The sequence below is a fragment of the Cupriavidus sp. GW822-FHT03E04 genome (assembly GCF_058801495.1).
On record NZ_JBXANI010000032.1, the window covers coordinates 1 to 20459 of the forward strand.

16 protein-coding genes and 1 pseudogene are annotated in these 20459 nt (G+C 64.6%); 8 read left to right on the forward strand and 9 right to left on the reverse strand.

The genetic code is table 11. The annotated features are described in order from the left end of the window. The coding region (locus tag AC1RQC_RS33965; protein ID WP_492885888.1) for an amino acid adenylation domain-containing protein at nucleotides 1-3375 on the forward strand (3375 nt) is incomplete at its 5' end. Between the two features lie 67 nt (nucleotides 3376-3442). On the opposite strand, the gene AC1RQC_RS33970 is transcribed toward AC1RQC_RS33965, so the two are convergent. The 4 genes from AC1RQC_RS33970 to AC1RQC_RS33985 form a co-directional block, all read right to left on the reverse strand. Further along, nucleotides 3443-5884, reverse strand: coding sequence for a TonB-dependent siderophore receptor (locus AC1RQC_RS33970; protein WP_492885890.1), 2442 nt, complete (start codon nucleotides 5882-5884; stop codon nucleotides 3443-3445). 209 nt (nucleotides 5885-6093) lie between these two features. Next, entirely contained in the window at nucleotides 6094-7107 is a 1014-nt protein-coding gene (locus AC1RQC_RS33975; RefSeq protein ID WP_492885892.1) for a FecR family protein, read from the reverse strand. A gap of 17 nt (nucleotides 7108-7124) precedes the next feature. Next, a complete protein-coding gene (locus AC1RQC_RS33980) occupies nucleotides 7125-7724 on the reverse strand; it encodes an RNA polymerase sigma factor (RefSeq protein WP_492885894.1) in 600 nt (199 codons plus the stop codon). 212 nt (nucleotides 7725-7936) lie between these two features. Then, nucleotides 7937-9379, reverse strand: coding sequence for a diaminobutyrate--2-oxoglutarate transaminase (locus AC1RQC_RS33985; protein WP_492885896.1), 1443 nt, complete (start codon nucleotides 9377-9379; stop codon nucleotides 7937-7939). A 244-nt stretch (nucleotides 9380-9623) separates the two neighbouring features. On the opposite strand from AC1RQC_RS33985, the gene AC1RQC_RS33990 reads away from it, so the two are divergent. The 4 genes from AC1RQC_RS33990 to AC1RQC_RS34005 are packed head-to-tail and all read left to right on the forward strand — an operon-like array spanning nucleotide 9624 to nucleotide 15339. Beyond that, nucleotides 9624-12068, forward strand: a complete 2445-nt coding sequence (locus AC1RQC_RS33990; RefSeq protein ID WP_492885898.1) for a penicillin acylase family protein — start codon at nucleotides 9624-9626, stop codon at nucleotides 12066-12068. 40 nt (nucleotides 12069-12108) lie between these two features. Then, on the forward strand, nucleotides 12109-13482 hold the full coding sequence (locus tag AC1RQC_RS33995) for a PepSY-associated TM helix domain-containing protein (protein WP_492885900.1): 1374 nt from the start codon (nucleotides 12109-12111) through the stop codon (nucleotides 13480-13482). Nucleotides 13483-13521: 39 nt separating this feature from the next. Then, complete coding sequence (locus AC1RQC_RS34000) at nucleotides 13522-15150, forward strand: cyclic peptide export ABC transporter (protein WP_492885902.1); 1629 nt, start codon at nucleotides 13522-13524, stop codon at nucleotides 15148-15150. A gap of 60 nt (nucleotides 15151-15210) precedes the next feature. Further along, nucleotides 15211-15339 carry a hypothetical protein gene (locus tag AC1RQC_RS34005; protein WP_492885904.1) on the forward strand — a complete coding sequence of 43 codons (129 nt, stop codon included), beginning with the start codon at nucleotides 15211-15213 and terminating at the stop codon, nucleotides 15337-15339. A gap of 184 nt (nucleotides 15340-15523) precedes the next feature. Here the strand turns inward: AC1RQC_RS34005 and AC1RQC_RS34010 are convergent. Beyond that, nucleotides 15524-15595: pseudogene (locus tag AC1RQC_RS34010) on the reverse strand (IS6 family transposase); the annotation flags it as partial. A gap of 262 nt (nucleotides 15596-15857) precedes the next feature. Here AC1RQC_RS34010 and AC1RQC_RS34015 point away from each other — a divergent pair. Further along, entirely contained in the window at nucleotides 15858-17057 is a 1200-nt protein-coding gene (locus tag AC1RQC_RS34015; RefSeq protein WP_492885906.1) for a Fic family protein, read from the forward strand. An 80-nt stretch (nucleotides 17058-17137) separates the two neighbouring features. Here AC1RQC_RS34015 and AC1RQC_RS34020 read toward each other — a convergent pair whose 3' ends face one another. Together AC1RQC_RS34020 and AC1RQC_RS34025 are read right to left on the reverse strand one after the other, a co-directional pair. Next, nucleotides 17138-17335: a type II toxin-antitoxin system VapC family toxin gene (locus tag AC1RQC_RS34020; protein ID WP_492885908.1), complete on the reverse strand. Its 198-nt coding sequence runs from the start codon at nucleotides 17333-17335 to the stop codon at nucleotides 17138-17140. Further along, nucleotides 17332-17499, reverse strand: a complete 168-nt coding sequence (locus tag AC1RQC_RS34025) for a type II toxin-antitoxin system VapB family antitoxin (protein ID WP_492885910.1) — start codon at nucleotides 17497-17499, stop codon at nucleotides 17332-17334. Before AC1RQC_RS34025 ends, AC1RQC_RS34020 begins: the two co-directional genes overlap by 4 nt. 199 nt (nucleotides 17500-17698) lie before the next feature. On the opposite strand from AC1RQC_RS34025, the gene AC1RQC_RS34030 reads away from it, so the two are divergent. Further along, complete coding sequence (locus AC1RQC_RS34030) at nucleotides 17699-18352, forward strand: alternative oxidase (RefSeq protein ID WP_492885912.1); 654 nt, start codon at nucleotides 17699-17701, stop codon at nucleotides 18350-18352. 197 nt (nucleotides 18353-18549) lie between these two features. On the opposite strand, the gene AC1RQC_RS34035 is transcribed toward AC1RQC_RS34030, so the two are convergent. Next, nucleotides 18550-18879 (reverse strand): hypothetical protein, encoded by a 330-nt coding sequence (locus AC1RQC_RS34035; RefSeq protein ID WP_492885914.1) that lies wholly within the window; start codon nucleotides 18877-18879, stop codon nucleotides 18550-18552. 408 nt (nucleotides 18880-19287) lie between these two features. Here AC1RQC_RS34035 and AC1RQC_RS34040 point away from each other — a divergent pair, with 408 nt between their 5' ends. Next, entirely contained in the window at nucleotides 19288-19713 is a 426-nt protein-coding gene (locus AC1RQC_RS34040) for a transposase (protein WP_492885916.1), read from the forward strand. A 214-nt stretch (nucleotides 19714-19927) separates the two neighbouring features. Here the strand turns inward: AC1RQC_RS34040 and AC1RQC_RS34045 are convergent, their stop codons facing one another. Further along, complete coding sequence (locus AC1RQC_RS34045) at nucleotides 19928-20209, reverse strand: hypothetical protein (RefSeq protein ID WP_492809542.1); 282 nt, start codon at nucleotides 20207-20209, stop codon at nucleotides 19928-19930. Nucleotides 20210-20459 lie beyond the last annotated feature (250 nt).

A 20459-nucleotide genomic window follows, 5' to 3' on the forward strand; every position in this document is an offset into this window, starting at 1 on the left:
CAGCTTGCTTACTGGACGGCGCAGTTGGGCAACGAGCAGCCGGTGCTGCAGCTGCCGGCGGACCATCCGCGCCGCGCCGATGGCAGCTACCGTGCCGCGCGGCACGGCTTCGTACTGCCTGCGTCGCTGGTGCAGGCGCTGGGCCGCCGGGCGCAGGCAGAGGGCGCGACCTTGTTCATGGTACTGCTGGCCGGCTTCCAGGCCCTATTGCACCGCTACACGGGCGAGGCGGATATCCGCGTTGGCGTGCCCATCGCCAACCGGCATCGCGCCGAGACCGAGGGCGTGGTCGGCTTCTTCGTCAACACGCAGGTGCTGCGCAATGTGATTGGCGGGCGCATGCGCCTAGAGCAGGTATTGCAACAGGCCAGGGAGGGCGCCCTGGGCGCGCAGGCGCACCAGGACCTGCCGTTCGAGCAGCTGGTGGAGGCGCTGCAGCCAGGGCGCAGCCGCAGCCATGGTCCCTTGTTCCAGGTGATGTTCAACCACCAGCGCGATGCCGACGAGGCGCTGGCACGGCTGCCCGGCATCGCGGTGGCGGGCTACGAGCTTGGCGCGAGTGCCGCGCAGTTCGAGCTGACTATGGATGTCACGGAAGCGAAGGACGGCACCGTCGGGGTCAGGCTGATCTACGCGGCGGAGTTGTTCGAGCCGAACACGGTGTGCCGCCTTGGCTGGCACTACGTGGCCTTGCTGGGCGCGCTGGCGGAGCGGCCGAACCAGGCGCTCGGGGATGTGCCGATGGTGGAGGGCACCGAGCGCCGGCAATTCCGGCAATGGGGCGTCAATGACCGGCAGTACCCTGACATGCAACCGGTGCACCGGCTGATCGAGCAGCAGGCGGCAGCGCGGCCGCAGGCCACGGCGCTGGTGTTTGGCGGCGCGCAGCTGAACTACGCGGAACTCAATGCCAGCGCCAACCGGCTCGCGCACCGGCTGATCGCGCTGGGCGTGCGGCCCGAGGCCAAGGTCGGCATCGCGGTGGAGCGCTCGGTCGAGATGGTGGTGGGGCTGCTGGGCATCCTGAAGGCGGGCGGCGCCTACGTGCCGCTGGACCCGGACTACCCCGCCGAGCGCCTTGCCTACATGGTCGAGGACAGCGGCATCGGGCTGTTGCTCACGCAGCGCCACCTGGCACAACGGATCCCGCATACGGCGGCGATGACGGTGCTGGAACTCGACGCGCTGGACCTTGGCAGCAAATCGCAGGACAACCCCGAGGTTGCCCTGCACGGCGAGAACCTGGCCTACGTGATCTACACCTCGGGCTCCACCGGCCGGCCCAAAGGCGCAGCGAACCGGCATCGTTCGTTGAGCAACCGCCTGGCCTGGATGCAGGAGGCCTATTCGCTAACGGCGTCCGACACAGTACTGCAGAAGACGCCGTTCAGCTTCGACGTGTCGGTGTGGGAGTTCTTCTGGCCGCTGATGCAGGGCGCGCGGCTGGTGGTGGCGCAGCCGGGGGATCACCGCGACCCGGCGACGCTGACGGCGCTGATCCGCGAGTACGACGTGACGACGATCCACTTCGTGCCGTCGATGCTGCAAGCCTTCATGGCGCACGAGGGGATCGAGGCCTGCACCAGCCTGCGGCGCATCGTCTGCAGCGGCGAGGCGCTGCCGGTGGAAACGCAGGGCCAGGTCTTTGCACGGCTGCCGGACGCTGCGCTGTACAACCTCTACGGCCCCACCGAAGCGGCCATCGACGTCACGCACTGGACCTGCCGCGATGACGGGCACGGCCACGTGGCCATCGGCCAGCCGATCGCGGGGATCCAGGCGTATGTGCTGGATGCGGATCTCAGCCTGGCGCTGCAGGGCGTGGCGGGCGAGCTGTGCCTGGGCGGCATCGGGCTGGCGCGTGGCTACCTGCACAGGCCGGGGCTGAGCGCGGAGCGCTTCGTGGCCGATCCGCTCGACAGCGGAGGCGGGCGGCTGTACCGCACGGGCGACTTGGTGCGCTGGCGGCAGGACGGGCAGTTGGAGTACCTGGGGCGTTTGGACCACCAGGTGAAGATCCGCGGGCTGCGCATCGAACTGGGCGAGATCGAGGCGCAGCTGCTGGCGCAGCCGGGTGTGGCCGAGGCCGTGGTGGTGGCCAGGCCGATGCCGGCCGGCGCGCAACTGGTGGCCTATGTGTCGGCCCGCCCGGGTGCGCCGCTGGAAGCCGGCGCGCTGCGGGCGCAACTGGCGAAGGCGTTGCCGGACTACATGGTGCCGGGAGCGGTCGTGCTGCTCGATGCGCTGCCGCTGAACCCCAACGGCAAGCTGGACCGCAAGGCCCTGCCCGAGCCAGAGGCCGGCAACGCGCTGGCCTGGGAGCCGCCCCGGGGTGACGCGGAAATTGCCCTGGCGGCGATCTGGGCGGAGGTACTAGGCCTGGACCCGGACCGCGTCGGCCGTCAGGACAACTTCTTTGAACTTGGCGGGCATTCGCTGGCTGTGCTTCGGCTGGTGGCGGCGGCCTGCCGGCGCTTTGGCGAAGGCGCCCTCACCGTGGAAGAGGCCATCCAATGTCCGGTCCTGCACGAGCAGGCTGGCCGGCTGGCCTCGCCCAACCCATGCGAAATCCACTTTGCCAGGCGCAGCGGCCAGGCCGCGGGGATACCTCTGTACTGCTTCCCGGGCCTGCACGTGAACGCGTTCGAATACGGCGCGATCGTCGATGCGGTGGGTGAGGATCGCGCCGTGCACAGCTTTGGCTGCTATACGTTGTCGCGCGCACGTTGGCACACCTGGCGCTTCGAGGATCTGGCGACGCTATACGCCAGCCAGATCGCGGCAATGGCAGGGGGCAAGCCGGTTGCCCTCCTTGGCTGGTCGTCGGGCGGGGACCTGGCATTCGAGACGGCGCGGCAGCTCAAAGGCATGGTGGACGTGCGTTTTGCCGGCATGCTCGATGTCTGCCATCCGGTCGGGGCCGAGACCTGCGCGGAAGGCCGGGAGCGCGACGCCGCGCAATTCGATACAGTGCTCGGGGCGTGGATCGAGCGCTCGGCGATGGCCACGCACTGGCGAGCCTTGTTTGCCGGCATCGGGGAGGGCGAGAAAGCGCTGGTGCTGGACTATGTGCGTGAGAAATGGCAACCGCTGCCGCTTGACGGGCCCGCGCTCGGCTCGGTGGAGTTCGCCGCCTGGGCCGGGATCCGGCACTCGGCCATGATGCGCCGCTACCGTTGGCTGCGGAGCGACGTCGCGGCCTATGTCTGGCATGCCGACGATACGCTGGCGCGCAAGCGGGAAACCGTGCGCGATTGGCGGCCTATCGCGCAGGTGCGCTATGAAAGCGTGATCGGGCAGAGCGACCACCGGTCGCTGTTGACGAAGCCGGCGTTCCTGGCGGAACTGAAGGCTTGCCTGCGCGGGATCGACTAAGCGCGCGCGGCGGGCCCGGATTGGATCGTGGCAGGCCCACTATCCGGTCCGGGCTCGCCCGTCAAACTTACCAGTTGTACCGGACGCCAGCCGTCACCGTGCGCTCCAGGCCGTACAGGCAGTTGCCGAAGAAGCAGGTCATGTAGGTCTTGTCCGTCAGGTTCTTGACATTCAGGTAAGCCAGGGCGCCTTTCAGGCTGGAGCTGGCCCGGCCGAGGTCATAGCGCACCGACAGGTCCAGCAGCGTGTAGCCCGGCACACGCGTGGCGTTCATGCTATCGGCCCAGGTCGCGCCGATATAGCGGATGCCCGCGCCGACATTCAGTCCGGCCACCAGGGCGTAAGGCAGCGCGTAGTCGACCCACAGCGATGCGGTATGGCGCGGTGACTGGACCAGGTCCTTGCCGGCATCGCCATCGTTGCTGCTCTCGACCTTGGCCCGCGTATAGGAGTAGCTGCCGATCAGGTTCAGTCCCCTGGCGATTTCGCTCTTGACTTCTAGCTCAAGCCCGCGCGATCCGACTTCGCCCTTCTGGATCTGGTTAAGCGGCTGGATCGGGTCCGGGGTCATGACATTCTGGCGGCGGATGTCGAACACCGCGGCCGTGACCAGCGTATTGCTGCCTGGCGGCTGGTACTTCATACCCAGCTCGTACTGGCGGCCGGTCTCCGGCTTGAACGGGGTGCCATAGTAGTTGTTACCCAGCGTTGGCACGAAGGATTCGGCATAGCTCGCGTAGGGCGTGATGCCATTGTCGAACAGGTAGGCCGTGCCCGCTTGCCAGGTAAAGGCGCTGTCGGACTGGCTGGTGTGAGCCAGGCTGGTGCCCGGCGTGCCGGCATCGGTCCAGTTCTTGGCCCAGTCCTTGCGGCCGCCCAAGGAAAACACCAGGCGCTTGTCGATCTTGATCTGGTCCTGCACGTACAGGCCGACCTGCTGATCGTTCGCGGTGCGCTGGTAGGTAGCCTTGTTGCTGTAGCTCACCGGCGTGTAGACCGGGTTGAACAGGTCCAGCGGCGCCGCCATGCCGCTGCCCTGCTGCCAGCCGTCCCTCTGCCTGGCGTAGTCCACGCCGGCCAGCACGGTGTGCTCGACAATGCCGGTGTGGAAGTTGGCCTGGGCCTGGTTGTCCATCGTCAGGTTGTAGTTGCCGCCCATCGACCAGTAGTTGCCGACATTGCGGTCAATGATGCGTTCCTGGCCGGCCTGGTAGCCACCGCTGCGCGCGTACTGGCGCTTGCCGGTCTGCTGGTTCAGCCGCAGGTTCGAGCGGAAGGTCCAGATATTGTCGGTGCGGTGCTCGAACAGCCAGCCGACATACTTGTTCTCGAAGTGCGCGTTGTTGTTGTCGTTGACGGCCCGATTGCGCACGATCTTGCCGTTGACGTTAGGCAGCAGCGTGCCGGCCAGGGGCAGGTTGTTGTTCGACTCGCCATCGTTGCGCTGGTAACCGGCGCGGAAGATCAGGTCGGTCCGCGCCGACGGACGCCATGCCAGCGCGCCGGCGAGGAAGTAGCGGTTGTTCTTGGAATAGTCGATCTGCGTATTGCTGTCGCGCGCCAGCCCGGTCAGGCGATAGCTCCATTCACCAGCGGCATCGATCGGGCCGCCGAAGTCCGCCGTCACTTGCTTGCGGTCGAAGCTGCCGAATTCCACGCCGATCTCATGCAGGGGCGTCGCCGTGGGGCGTTTGGAGATCATGTTGATGGTGCCATTGGGCTGGCCCTGGCCGTACATGATCGAGGCCGGCCCGCGCAGCACTTCGATGCGCTCGAAACCGTACGGCTCGTAGCCGCTGAAGCCGAACCAGCCGGGGAACTTGTTGCGCATGCCGTCCTGGTAGAACGCATCGCCATCGCTGGTGCGGAAACCCCGGATGGCGAAGCCCGACGTCGAATCGGTCGAGGAAGCGGCCAGGGGCGGGGCAAAGATGCCGGGCGTATAGCCCAGTGCCTCCTGCATGGTGCTGGGCTGCTGCGCCTCGATCTGTTCTCGGGTGATGACGGAGATGGAGCGGGGCGTCTCGATCAGTGGCGTGTCGGTCTTGGTGCCGGTGGCGCTGCGCTTGGCGACATAGCCGTGCACGGGGCCGTTCGCGGTTTCGGCCTCCGCGCTCGCCACGATATGGACCGCGGGCAGGGTAGCGCCGCTGGCACCTTCGGTCGCGTGGCGAATCGCATAGCCGCCGGCGCTGGTTTTTGTGGCTTCCAGCAGCGTATTTGCTAGTAACGCGCCCAGGGCCTGGTCGGCCGTGAGCTTGCCTGCCACGGCGTTGGCGCGTATGCCGGACACCAGGGTCGCGTCGGCATACACCTGCAGGCCGGTCTGGCGCGAGAATTCGGTGAGTGCCGCGCTAAGCGGCAGGGAGGCAATCCTTACCTCGAATGTTTGCGCCGCGGTCGGCGTGCTGGCCTGGGCGGTAGCGTGTCCGTGCCATGCGAGGGGCGCGGCGCCAAAAGCGGTGGTGAGGGCAGCTGCCAGCAAACGCTGGCGGGGACGGAAACGCATGGCTCGGGAAACTCCTGATTAGTAAATGAGACGTGTTCAATGTTTTTGGCAGCAGCACGCAATAGAAAAAATGCTCTTTGCTATTGGACTTCCTTAATGAAGACGTTTCATTCGCGGAAACTAGGACAGGTAATTCCCCCGCGTCGGGACGGCATGCGGTGCCGCACCCGATGAACCCGTTGTCCGGGTCGGTCCCGAGGCCGCGAGGACTAGCGCCGGGACAGGCGCAGCTCCACACTGCCGTCGGCTTTGGTGTCCGCCCGGACCGGCAGGATGATCGGCAGGGCGGCGACCAGGCCGGCGGAGTCGTCGGTACGGAAGCGCCCCGACAGTTGCAGGGCCTTCACCCGCTCATCAGTGGCGAGGATGGGGCGTGCGCGATAGGCGTTGATGGTGGCGAGCGCATCGCCCAGCGGCATGCCGTCGAAGATCAGCCAGCCATCGACCCAGGATGACAACGAGGCAATGTTCACTGCTCGCACGGCTTCCGCCTCGCCATTGCGGATGGTCAGCGACTGGCCCTGCCACAGGTCGATGGCCTGGGTGGCCGGGTCCCCTGCGTCCTGCCGGGGGGTAACCCGGACCCGGACATGGCCGCGCTCGACGCCGACGGAAATGCGGCCGCCGCGGTCGCTGACAGTGAACACGGTGCCAATGACCTCGATCACGGCTTCCCGCGTGATCACCTGGAACGGGCGCCCGGGGTCGCGCGCCACCTCAAAGCGAACCACGCCTCCCGTCATGTCGGCCACACGCCGGTTGCGGTACAGGGTGATGGCCACCCGGCTTTCGGGTGCGAGGGTGAGCAGGCTTTGCTGTGGGCCATCAGGCAGTGGTACGCGGCGTTGCTCCGCGGTGCCGGTTTCATGACTGGCGCTGTAAACGGGTTGGCGCCAGTGCCAGCGCAGGCCCTGGGCAACGACGGCGCCCGTGCCGATCAGGCTGGCGATGGACAGCAGGACCTTTCTGCGGCGGTGGTCAGGCGCGACGCGGGTAATGCGGGCAGGTTCGACGAATTGCTCGCGCAGGCGGGGGCCAAGGCCACCCAGCATGTCCCATTGGCGTGCGGCCTCGACTGCGGCTTGCTCGTGCACGGGCGACTTCGCCCGCCACTGATCGAGCGAGGTCTGTGCGTGGGCAGCGGTTTCGCGGCTACCGCCATCGATCTGGATGATGAAGGCAAGCGCATGTTCCAGCAGCTTTTCTTGTTGTGAGGAGGCCATCGCGTGGTCGGGTGGGGTCAGTGTTCTTCGGCCAGTGACGCCTTGAAAGTCTGGTGGGTGGGTGCCGGCGCCGGATCCAGTAACTGCGCCCGCAGTTCGAGGAGAATCCTGGAGCAGTCGACCACGGCGCGCACCAGGTGCTTGGCCACCGCCATCTCGGTGATGCCCAGGCGCTGCGCGATCTCGGCATGACTATAGCCATAGGCGCGCGAGAGCAGGAAGACCTCGCGCCGCCTGGGCGGCAGTGCCTCCAGGGTTGCCACGACCCTTTCGAGCACTTGCGATTGCGCTGCCAGGAATTCGCTGGAGGGCGCGGCCGCGTGTGATTCCGTGGCGACGCGGTCGCGCGCCCAGGATTGGACAACCTGGCGATGGCGTGCCTCGTCCACGCACAGGTTGCGAGCGACCCGGAAAAGCAGGGCGCGCATCGAACGGATGCCTACCTCGGTGGATTCTCCCTGGCAGGCGCGGGAGTCTGCCTCGAGCGCCTGCACGTAGACGCGCTCGAAACTGGACTGGGCAATATCGTCCGCATGGTCGCGGTCGCGTAGTTCGCGCGTAAGGTATCGGCGCAGGTCGGCATAGTGCGCCACTAGTTCATGGACCAACGCATTCATCCGGCTCTGCCCCCGATATATCGATTGGTTAAGAGGTGTCGCGCATGGCGCCGGACTGTCCAGCCGGGCGCTTTGCCTTTCTCCGGGACCAAAGGGGAAGCCAGTGGGCGCGCGGGATCTCCAATCCCCGCAAATCTAAATGAGAATTGTTATTAAATTGTAGCGTAATTTCTACAGACCTCCATCGGAAACTTCATCACGCAGGCAGGAATTCAGCGGGTCCCGTGGTCGCCATGCAGGTCGGCGAAGGCGGCACTGATGATATCGGCGACATGATCGGTCTCGGATTCCGAGATGATCAGCGGCGGCAGCAGGCGTACCACGGCGCCATGGCGTCCCCCGAGTTCGATGATCAGCCCCCGGCGCAGGCAGGCTTGTTGCAGACGGGCGGCCAGCGCGGCATCGGCGGGAATGTGGCCCAGGCGGTTCGGCTTACCTTCGTGGTCCACCAGTTCGATACCGATCATCAGCCCCTTGCCGCGCACGTCGCCGATGCAGGGGTAATGGGCCTGGAGTTCGCGCAGGCGGCTGCGCAGGCGCGCGCCCATGCTCTCGGCGTGTACGTCCAGGCGATCGGCGCGCAGCAGGCGCAGTGTGGCAGTGCCCGCCGCCATGGCCAGCTGGTTGCCGCGGAACGTGCCCGCGTGCGCGCCAGGTTTCCATTGGTCTAGTTCGCCGCGATAGACCACCACCGCCAGCGGCAGGCTCCCGCCGATTGCCTTCGACAGCACCAGCACATCCGGAACGATGTCCGCGTGCTCGAATGCAAACATCTTGCCGGTCCGCCCAAGGCCGGTCTGCACTTCGTCGATGATCAGCGGAAGCGCCGCGCGCCGGCTCAGCTCGCGTAGCCCGCGCACCCAGTCATCGGGCGCCGGAATGACGCCGCCTTCGCCCTGGACGATTTCGGTGATGATGCCGGCGGGCGACGGCACCCCCGATTCCGGATCGGCCAGGATGTTCTCGATATAGCTCAGGCTGGCGGTGGTGGTCGCTTGGGGATCCAGCCCAAACGGGCTGCGGAACGTGTAAGGGAAGGGCAGGAACTGCACCCCGGACACCAGCCCGCCCAGCGCGGTCTTCGGCCCCAGGTTGCCCATCAGGTTGAGCGTGCCCTGCGTCATGCCATGGTAGGCGCCATGGAAGCCGAGTATGGTCTGGCGGCCAGTGGCGATCTTTGCCAGCTTGAGTGCGGCCTCGATGCCGTCGGCGCCGGTGGGCCCGCAGAACTGGATACGTGCATTCGCGGCGAACGCCGGCGGCAGCATGTCGAACAAGGTCTCGACGAACGCGTCCTTGACCGGGGTGGTCAGGTCGAGCGTGAGCAGCGGCAATTCGTCGCGCAGTACCTGGTGGATGGCTTCGATCACCAGTGGATGGTTGTGCCCCAGCGCCAGCGTGCCGGCGCCGGCCAGGCAGTCGATGAAAACCCGCCCCTCCACGTCTTCCACGTAGATGCCTCGCCCGCGCTTGAGCGCGATGGGCAGGCGACGTGGATAGCTTCGTGCGTTGGACTCGCGTGCCTTCTGGCGTTCCAGCAAGGGGTTGGTGCCCAGTTCGTAGGGGCGCGACAGCGCGTTGTGGCGGTGTTGCAGGGGCTCTGGCCGTTTCGTCGCGATCGCGTCGGGCAGCGGCAGGACGTTGGAACTTGACATGGAACACGCTCCGGTTGTTGGCGGATCCGCCAGCCACGGCATGCCGCGCCTCGCGCTGGCGAGGGACAAGGGATCCATCGATTGATCTGAAGCAGAGTTGTCCTCCGCTCAGGGTAAAGACGTTGCAGCCGCGCGCTTGTTCAGCCCCTGCCTCTTGCACCCGCGTTAAACAAGATCGTCCCTGATCCGTCTATCTCCGTCATGGAGGGACGTTAGCCGTCCATCGACTACGGGGAGTGAAGGCATGTGGAATCGGTTGTGGCTGCTCGCGGCTATCCAGCTGGGCGTGGTGGGAGTGCTGGGCACGTCCTTGCAAGCACAAGCGCGCGCGGGCCGCGGGGACGGCGCCGCAGCGGCGCAGGTGCAGGTGCGCAGGACGGCGGACGGCATTCCCCACATCCGGGCCGGCGACTGGCAAGGTGCGGGTTTGGGCCTGGGCTATGCGCAGGCGCAGGACGCGCTGTGTCCGCTCGCCGAAGCCTTCGTGACCTTCGCAGGGCGGCGGGCCTACTATTTCGGGGCGCTTGGGCGGCCCGAGAATAACGCCACCTTCGGCCGGCCGAAGAACCTGGACCTGGATTTTTTCTTCCGGGCCTTTGCCGACGCGCGCGCCGTCGAGGGCTTGCGCAGCGCGCAGCCGGCGGAGCTGAATGCGCTGATCGCCGGCTTCGCGCGGGGCTATAACCGCTACCTGCGCGAAACCGCGCACGATAGCGGCAAGCGCGCGTCGCACGATTGCCGCGGCCAGGCCTGGGTGCGCGAGATCACACCCGAAGACATCTATCGCCGCATGTACGCCGCGAACCTGGCCGCCGGCTATGCCCGATTTATCCCTGAGATCGTCAACGCGACGCCTGGCGCGCCCGCGCCAGCACAGGCGCATGGCGCCGACCTGCGCGCGAGGCTGGCCGCCCGCCTGGGCACATCGGCCGGGCTGGGCAGCAATATGCTTGCGTTCGGCAGGGAGGCGACCGGCGAGGAAGGCGGCGTCCTGTTTGGCAACCCGCACTGGTACTGGGGCGGCGCGGACCGCTTCTACCAGGCGCACCTGACGGTGCCGGGCAAGCTCGACGTCGCCGGCGTGTCATTCCTGGGCATCCCGGTGATCATGATCGGCTTCAACAATCATGTGGCCTGGAGCCACACGGTATCGGAAGCACGGCGCTTCGGCCTGTTCGAGCTGGCGCTCGATCCGGCCGATCCCACGCGCTACCGTGTCGACGGCGTGACCGAGGCTATGCAGGCAATTCGCGTCGCGGTCGAGGTCCGCAACCAGGACGGCTCGGTCGGAACGGTCACGCGCACGCTCTACCGCTCGCGATTCGGGCCGGTGATCGACCTGGGGAGCCACAATCCGGCCTTCGGCTGGAACGCGGGGCACGCGCTGGCAATCCGCGACATCAACGCGGACAATTTCCGCCTGTTCCGCAATTTCTTTGCCTGGAACCAAGCGCACTCGCTGGACGAGTTCATCGAAATCCAGCGCCGCGAAGCCGGCATGCCATGGGTCAACACCGCTGCCATCGGCAAGGATGATGGCCGTGCCTGGTACGCGGACATCGGCGCCGTGCCCAATGTGCCAGATGCGCTGCGCCAGGCCTGTACGACCCAGCTCGGCAAGGCATTTGCCGGCGCGGATCGGCGCACCCCGTTCCTGGACGGCAGCCGCTCCGCCTGCGACTGGGTCACCGATCCCGCCGCCGCCCAGCCAGGCGCCATGCCGGCGTCGGCCATGCCGAGCCTGCTGCGCGAGGATTACGTGGCCAACATGAACGACAGCTATTGGCTAAGCAACCCGGCGCAGCCGCTGGAGGGCTTCTCCGCCATGCTCGGCGGCGAACGCGAGGCGCTGTCGCTGCGCGGGCGCCAGGGCCACCAGCTGGCCGGCGCGCTTAGCCGCTCGCGGGCGCCGTCGGCCCGCATGCTGAGCGAGCGCGTCATGGGTGCCGTGCTGGGTTCCCGGGCGTATTCGGCGGAGCAGTTCAAGGCGCCGCTGCTGGATGCGGCGTGCGCCAACGACGCAGTGCTGCTGCCCGCGCAAGTCGGTAGCGGCGACACAGCCGCCGCAGCGCGCCGCGTCGACGTACGCCATGCGTGCACGGTCTTGCGCCATTGGCCTGACCGGGCGTTGGCGCAAGATCGTGGCGCCATCCTTTGGGATGCCTTCTGGGCCCGGCTGGAGAAGATTCCAGCCGCCGCGTTCTACCAGGTCCCGTTCTCGCCTCAAGCGCCGCTGCTCACGCCGAGCACGCCCAATGCCGCTGACGCCAGGGTGGCGCAGGCGCTGGCCGATGCGGTAAGCGAGCTGGCAAGCAAGGGCTTGCCGCTGGATGCGCCGCTGGGTAGCGCGCGCCTCGCCAGCAGTGCCGCGTGGACGGTCCCGCTCTATGGCGGATGCCAGGAAGCCGGGTACTTCACGGTGGCCTGCAACGACGATGGCAGCTACGGCATGGGGCCGAACTCCCATGGGAACAGCTATCTGCAAGTAGTTCGCTTCGGCCAGCAAGGCGTGGAGGCTCATACCTTGCTGGCACACGGACTCAAGGCCTCCGCGCTGGCCCTTGATGCACGCGGCGCGGCCGATCCGGCTGTGCTGCGCTACGCCCGGCAGGAATGGTTGCGGTTCCCCTTCCGCGAGGCCGATATCGCGCGGGATCCGGCGCTCAAGCGCTTGGTGCTGTCGCCATGACCCGGCCATGGCTGGCTTGGCCTCATCTCGCCATGCGCCCATGATTCGCCGCGTACGCTCCCACGCGCAAGCCGCCGCGCGTCGCGCACTGGCACGGTTCAAGGGCAGGGCGCAGGTCGCCGGTGCCGCGCCACGCCCGCAGCCGGCGCGCGCGCTCGTGGTCCTGGCCCATCGCTACGTTGGCCTGGTGATGGCCGGCTTCCTGTTTGTCGCTGGCATTACCGGCATGCTGCTGGCCTGGAACGAAGAACTGGAGGCGCTGGCCAGTCCCGACTTGTTCCGCGTGTCATCGCCTGGGCCGGACGCCAGCCGCCTGGACCCGCTGGCGTTGCGCGATATCGTCGCGCGGCACTATCCCGATGCAACCGTGATGCTTGTGCCGCTTGGCCAGAAGCCGGACTTTGCGACTGCCTTCTTCCTGGAGCCGAGGCCGGACCAAGGTTTCGGGGCTCCGCTGCCACTACCCGACAACCAGGTTTTCATCAATCCATACACGGGCGAGATTCTTGGCGCACGCAAATGGGGAGAGATCCCCCAGGGGATGAAGAACTTCATGCCATTTGTCTACCGGCTGCACTATTCGCTGGCACTGGGATCGGTGGGAGCCTATGCACTGGGCATCGTCGCGTTGCTGTGGACCCTTGACTGCTTTGCCGGCGCCTTCCTGACCTTGCCCGCCGGCGCGCGCATGCCGCTGGTGGCGGCTCCCGCCCAGCAGCGCCCGGCCAGGTCGTGGTGGTCGCGCTGGCGGCCCGCCTGGGCGGTGCGCTGGGACGGCAGCGCATACAAGATCCAGTTCGATCTGCATCGCGCCAGCGGCCTGTGGGTCTGGGCCATGCTGTTCGTGCTGGCCTGGAGCAGCGTGGCGTTCAACTTGCCGCAGGTCTACCAGCCGGTCATGCAGGCCGGCTTTTCTCACCAGGCGGGGCCGGCGGCGCCAGTGGCCCCCGTGCGGCCACGCGCAGAGCCGGGCCTGGGCTGGCGGCAGGCCTGGCAGACCGGGCGCAGCCTGATGCGGGGCGAGGCGGATCGCCACGGCTTTCGCGTGCTCGGCGAGCAGTCGCTGTACTACGACGCCCGCCAGGCGCTGTTTCACTACACGGTGCGCAGCAGCCGCGACGTTCGCGACCATACCGGCAATACCACCGTCTATTTCGATGTCGATACTGGCGAGCCGCGCGGCGTGTGGCTGCCGGCCGGCGCGGCCAGCGGCGATACCGTCCGTACCTGGCTAGGGAGCCTGCATATGGCTGCCGTGTGGGGCTTGCCGTTCCGGCTGCTCGTGTGCGCGATGGGGCTGGCAGTGGCGGTGCTCAGCGTCACTGGCGCGGTGATCTGGTGGAAGAAGCGCCAGGGGCGCAAGGCAAGCGCCATGCGCCGCCCGGGTGCCGGAGGTAAACAACCCGCGTCCTGAACCGTCTTCCCAGGAGTCTTCTTTCGATTCGAGGTCCATGTGCTTACCTTCCTGATCAAGCGGTCGCGCTTGCTGCTGCTGACGGCGTCGATCGTGAGCGTTGTCTCCGGCGTATGCGGCGTCCTGCTGGTTACCCAGATCAACAACGCCCTGATGGCCGACAGCGCCACTCACGCGAGCTTGCCGTGGTCATTCGCTGCGGTGGTGGTGGGGGCGCTGGTCTGTGGTGTGTGGTCCAAGATCCTGTTCGAACGCCTGCGCCAGCGCGCCATGGCGGAGTTGCGCCAGTTCGTCTCGGAGCGGGTGATGGACGCGCCCATCCGCTTGCTGGAGCAAGTGGGTGCGGCCAAGGTCCATTCGGCCCTGGCCGACCACGTGGCCGACGTGGCGCGGTTCTTTGTCAGCGTTCCCAACATTCTGACCAACGGTGTGATCGTCGTGGGCTGCCTCGCCTACCTTGCCATGCTGTCCAGCCAGGTGTTCCTGGCGGCCATCGGCGTAATCGTCCTGGGATCGGTGGGCTACCTGCTCGCGCACCGCCGCGCCGCGCGCCATCTGGAAGCGGCATCGAAGGAGCAGGACCGCCTGTTCGGCTATTTTCGTTCGTTGACGGACGGCGCCAAGGAACTACGGCAGAACCGCCACAAGCGCAGCCGCTTCGCCACCGACATGCTCGGCACCACAATCGAGGCGTTCAAGTACCACCGCATGCGTGGGATGGCGATCTTCGAAGCCGCGGCAGGCTGGGGAAACTTTCTGATCTATGCATTTATCGGGCTGGTCCTGTTCGCACTGGTCGGCGATGTGCCGGAGCGAGCCCGGGTCATGACCGGCTTCGCGCTGGTGCTGGTGTATATGGTGACGCCGCTGCAAAGCCTGTTGGATTGGCTGCCCGAGGCCAACCTGGCGCGTATCGCTTCGGCCCGGATCGACGAGTTGAGCCGGCACATGGCCTCGCCGGAAGCCACGGCCGCGCACGCAGAAGTGCTGAGCTTCGGCTCTGTGGAACTGCGTGGCGTGAAGCACCGCTACTACCATGAGCAAAGCGGCGACTTCTTCGAGCTGGGTCCGATCGACCTTAGCTTCGTCCCGGGCGAAATCGTGTTCCTGGTGGGCGGCAACGGCAGCGGCAAGACCACCCTGGCCAAGCTGATCGTCGGCCTGTATCCACAGGAATCGGGCGAGCTGCGGCTGGACGGCGCGGCGGTGGGCGATGGCAACCGAGACAGCTACCGGCAGTTGTTCTCGGCGGTGTTCTCAGACTTCCACCTGTTTGACCAGTTGCTGGAAACGGGACGGCCGGAGATCGATGTCGAAGGCAATCGCCTGATCAATAAACTCCATCTCCAGCATAAGGTCCAGGTGCGCAATGGCGCGTTCACCACGCGCGAGCTGTCCCAGGGGCAACGTAAGCGGCTAGCGCTGGTCGCCGCCTACCTGGAAAATCGCCCCATTCTGATCTTCGACGAATGGGCGGCTGACCAAGATCCCGTGTTCAAGCAGTTCTTCTACCACCAGGTGCTTCCCGAACTGCGTGCGCAGGGCAAAACCATCCTGGTGATTTCCCACGACGACCGTTACTTCCATGTCGGTGATCGGCTAGTGCGCTTGGAGAGCGGCAGGATACTGTCCGTCGAGGTGCCAGCGCGAGCGGCGCCCGGCAATTAGGCTGCGGGGGAGACGGCCGATGCGCCGACGTCCTTCGTCAAGAAGCGCCGGGAGCTATTGGTGCTGACCAAGAAGGGCATCGATCGCCGGCACTATGAATTGTGCGCGCTGTCCGAACTGCGCAATCGCCCGCGTTCCGGCGACATCTGGGTCCAGGGCCCACGGCAATTCAAGGACTTTGACGAGTAACTACTGGCAGCTGAGAGCTTCGTCGCGCTCACTGTGCTGCAGTCATGCGCATGTCAGATGTGGCTGTGATACTCGATCACCGCATGCCACGTAGTGCCTCTGCACGAGATGCTTGCCACTCCGGCCAGACGTTCTGTGGATCAACGTCACGGTAGCCATGCTGTTTGTCCATGGCCCGCCTAGCCGAGAACCGCTTGATCCAGCGCATGATCGTCGTGAGCGCAAGCGACAGGCCGCGCTCGGCCATGATTTCAATGATGGTCTCTAGGCTGAAGGCGATAACCGAACTGCTCAAGTCGCAGCTGTGACAAATGCGCCATGCGAATTCTGGCGGTAATACTGTGTGGAGCGGACAGCGCTACGGCCAAACCACAAGAAGCACGACCGCACTGACATTTCAAATTAGCCAGCCGACTGACATCTAAAAACAGCCTTGACACAACAAGTGGTGTCGGACGTGAGCCGCAAATCTTAAAAAGCGGCGCACCATGTGAGCCGAATATGGCAAAATGCGGCTCATGAGCACGAATTCTTCCTGGATCTGGCGCCGCGCAGAATGGCCTGACTTCATTTATGACGCGCAGATGATCGCGCCTGACTTGGCGGAGGCCTACCGGATGCACGGTGTCGTCGAGGGCAAGGCCATGGCCATTGGCCTTGGAAGTACCAGCCAGGTCGCGCTGGATGCGCTATCCGATGAGGTGGTGGCCACGGCCGCCATTGAAGGGGAGCGCCTGTCGCTCGATGTTGTCCGGTCGTCAGTGATGAGGCGGCTTGGCTTGGCGACATCGGGGCCCACCGACCGCCATGTCGATGGCTTGGTTGGGGTCATCAGCGATGCCGCAACAGCATTTGATCTGCCCCTGGATAGGGACCGCTTGTACCGCTGGCAATCTGCGCTATTCCCTGGTGGCACGTCCGGCATCGACCGAATCGCCGTCGGCCGATACCGCGACCATGACGATCCGATGCAAATCGTAAGCGGTCCGCCAGGCCGTGAGGTGGTGCATTACGAGGCACCCCCATCAAAGGACGTGCCAGCGCAGATGACGCGCTTCCTCGCATGGTTTGCTGAGTCCTCGCCAGCGCAGGCCTCTCCGTTGACGTCGGGCAGCAAGCTGATCGATGGCTTCGCTCGGTCCGCTATTGCGCACCTATGGTTCGAGAGCATTCACCCGTTTGAGGACGGCAACGGCCGTATTGGGAGGGCCATTGTTGACATGGCCATGGCGCAGCATCTGCGACAACCGGTGCGCTTCTACAGTCTTTCGCGGCAGCTACTGACCTCGCGCTCGGCGTACTACGACGCCCTCAATCAAGCTCAGCGTGGTGACGCCGACGTGACGTCGTGGGTGCGGTGGTTTGCGCGCCAATGCACGGCGGCATGTTCTGCCGCAAGCCAAGTCATCGACCAGGCGATCGAGAAGAGGCGCTTTTGGGAGAAGTATGAGGGCAGCGGGATTCATGATCGGCAGCGCAAGGTGCTGCAGCGGCTTCTCGACGACGGGAACGGTGGCTTCCTGGGCGGCCTGAACGCTGAGAAGTACATGAAGATGACCGGCGTCTCAAAGGCCACGGCTACACGCGACCTTTCGGAGATGGTCACGGGCGGGCAATTGTGGAGCCACGGTGTGGGCAAAGCGGTGCGCTATTACATCAATGTGCCGGGATGGGCGCATGGCGCAGCCTTGGAGCCCGATCCGGGTGAGGCCGTATAGCCACTTTTCCGTCACGACGTGTCGACATATTCGATTCCACGATTGAACAAACCTTCACGCTCGACCAGATAAAAAATCTCCTACGGCGTCGCAACTGGCGCGCACGGCAGGTCGAGCAATGCGCCAAGCACGACGTCAGGGTCACGCAGACTACCGAGCGAAATCTCGCCTATCACATATGAATGAGCCAGCACACGCTCCTCGGCAAGTAGGCTAATCAGCCTAGGGTCAGAAGCGTCGATGTGGTCAATCCAGACCGACGTGTCGACAAGAATCATTCGACGTCCTGCCGGCGACGCGGTGCCCCCTTGATGCCCGGCTGGCTACCACCAGGATTCGCGAGTCGTTTCGCGGCTTCACGCCGGATCAAGGCCTTTAGTGCTTCACACAGAAGTGCCGTTTTCTCCTCCAGGCCCATATAGGCTTGAGCCTTGGCGAGCATAGTGCGCTATGAAATACATTTTGAATCCGAGCCATCCCACTCGAAACCGGTAATCGCCCATGACATGTTGCGAAGCAGCAAATCGCATTGTTGTTGCTCTTTAAAAGGTGTATCGTAAATGCATGTTTATGGGATGCGGACCGGCCACCCACTTCTCCTGAACGATCGCAATCGCAACGCTCAAAACTTGGAGCCCATCATGCAAGCCCCCATCAACCCGTCGACAGACCTCAATGCTCATCACAATGTCGCCGGCCTTTCCGACTGCGTCGCCTTGGCCATCACGATGACGTTGCGCTTTTTCGCCGATACATTTTTTGCCAAGCGCTATGGGAACCGCGCCATCGTGCTCGAAACCGTGGCGGCGGTGCCTGGAATGGTTGGTGGCATGCTGGTCCATCTGCGTTGCCTGCGCTGGATGGTGGCCGATGAAGGGTGGATTCGCACTCTGCTCGAGGAAGCAGAGAACGAACGGATGCACCTGATGACGTTTATCCAGCTCGCCCGGCCGAGCTGGTTTGAGCGAGCTGTGATCTTGCTCGTGCAGGCCGCCTTCTTCGTGACATACTTCCTTCTGTATCTGGCGTCCGCCCGGACCGCGCACCGGCTGGTTGGATATTTCGAAGAACAAGCGGTGATCAGCTACACCCTCTACCTAACCGAAATCGATGCTGGTCGCGTCGAGAACGTTTCCGCCCCAGCCTTCGCGATCGAATACTGGAACCTGCCGACTAATGCCCGCCTTCGTGACGTGGTGGTGGCAGTGCGCGCCGACGAGGTCGGTCACCGTGATGTCAACCACGGCTTCGCCAACGCCCTCACAACCGGGGTAACTTTCAGTCAAGCTGAGTAAGCAGAGCCCCATGACAAAGAGATGCCCGCCTTTAAACGGCGGGCCTTTTGCTAGCTGCAATTGAGGGTATCCCTCAAGCCGGCTAGCCGGCGACAATCCCAATCACTCTCGTCCTGTATAGGCTCGCCCCCACACCGGCGCCGATGGATCGCCGCACGCGCCGTAACCCGGCATAATGCCGCGACACGCATCGTGCCTCACGGGGAAGCAGAAAAATGAAAGTGCGAGCCCCGTCGAATGCGCCGGATGACGACCTGTATAACGCCTACCTCGCCCTCTTCGAAACGCCCTTCAGGACCCAGTTCAAGCGGCGGGGTCTGGAAGAGTTGGCCCTCGAAATCAAGTAGTGGCACGTCACTCATATTTCGCTGGAAGCAGTCAAAAGCATCCGAGCGACCGGCGATGCCAAGGGGGTTCCACGCGGCCACCACAAGATGGAGCGAAAGGAACGCGGCGTGGCTCTCGTCGAGCGTGAGACGCCACTTACGCTGCAGGAGTTCGTTGGGTTCTTCTTCGATAATGACCACGTGACGCTGGTAGTGCCTTCTGAAAACGGGAAAAATGGGACCGACCACTGGTCGCACTGCTTCCCGGTGCCAGATGGCTATTTCATCCAAACAGGTAGCTTTCGCGTGAGCGCCAAGAAACGGGACATCGACTGGGCAACGAACGGCTTAGACACGACGCGCCACGGCTAAAGTTGAGCGTGCCAGGCATGATCTGACAGGATCGTCATCAGCACGTTCTTTGGGCAGCCAGGAACCGTCCGCATCTGCCTCGGCATCCTGGTGTTGCCTAGCAGCAGACCGGCGCCTTGTGCGAGGCGACGCGCTGCGGCCTGCACGACTGCATCGTAAGCGCGAAACTTGCCAGACATAGCGTCGGAAGCCTAGACGGCGCAGGATTGTATCCACTGTTTTTAGTGGACACAAGTCATGGGCCAGATCGATTTGGATTTCTTGCCGCTGCGGGTGATCAACGTCGGCGCCAACGGCAAGCGCAGCCTTGCCAAAGGCGACAACAAGCGGCGGTTAGTTGAAGCTTGCCTGCAGCCGGGGGTATCGGTGGCCAGCATGGCAATCAAGGCCGGGGGGAACGCGAACCAGTTGCGCCGCTGGATTGAGCAATACAAGGCGGAACAGAAAAAACGCTGCTGGCACGATGGACGTCATCGAAAATGCACCGGCGGCGTTCATTCCGGTTGTGGAGGTTCACGGTGTCGGCCCGCAGATGGAGCCGGCGCGGCCAACCGTGCCCGGGCCAGTGCCTGTTCGCGCGCTGTAGCCGCAGCCGCCATTGTCGTCGCAACTGCTGGTCGTACAGCAGGTCACGGCTTTAATCTCCAATGTCTCGGTTGTTGAATGTGACAAGGCAAGAAAGCGCTTTGCCATCCTTTCAGCATGCCGCTTAACGCGCGGCGGCCGGCGACACGTGTCGCACATCAAATGGTCTCGTACTGCGACAGAACCTAAAAAAAGCCCGCCGAGCGGCGGGCTTGACGACTGGGTCGTCGGCTTGCTTCTTGATTCCTGCCTGGCAAGCAGTGATATCAGAACGCGAATCCTTAGCGATCAATCAACGGCCAATCTGCCTGCTCACTGCGTTTTCCTGCTGGTTAAGGGCGCGCTGGTCGGCACGGGTAATGTGGCTTCCGTCATGGCTTGCCATGGTGCGTTCTTCGGCGCGGATCTGGTGATCTTCTCTGTGCAGCTTGGCTGCCTGGCCGCGGGACATTTCACCTTCCTTGACCTCTTGGTGGATACGAGCATTCTGGTTGGCAAGACGCCCGTTGACCTGCTCGCGACGCGGGTGATTCTTCTGCCACTGGGTATCGTTTGCCATTGCGCCACCAGCCATGCCTGCCGCCAGAACGGCGATTGCCACACTTCCGATCAGTTTGCGAGTAAACACCGTGAGCTCCCTTACTTGTTGATGCCCGGCAGGATTGGCCGCGCATGATTCAGTAACGCCGCGGAACCGGGCGACGATGACGAAGGGGCAAGGAGTGCTTTGTAACGTTTTGTTGATGTTGAGGCTGATTTTGATGCGTTGATATCGATGCGTCGAGATCGAGAGTGAGGATAGTCTTTCGAAGTTTCCGGCCGCT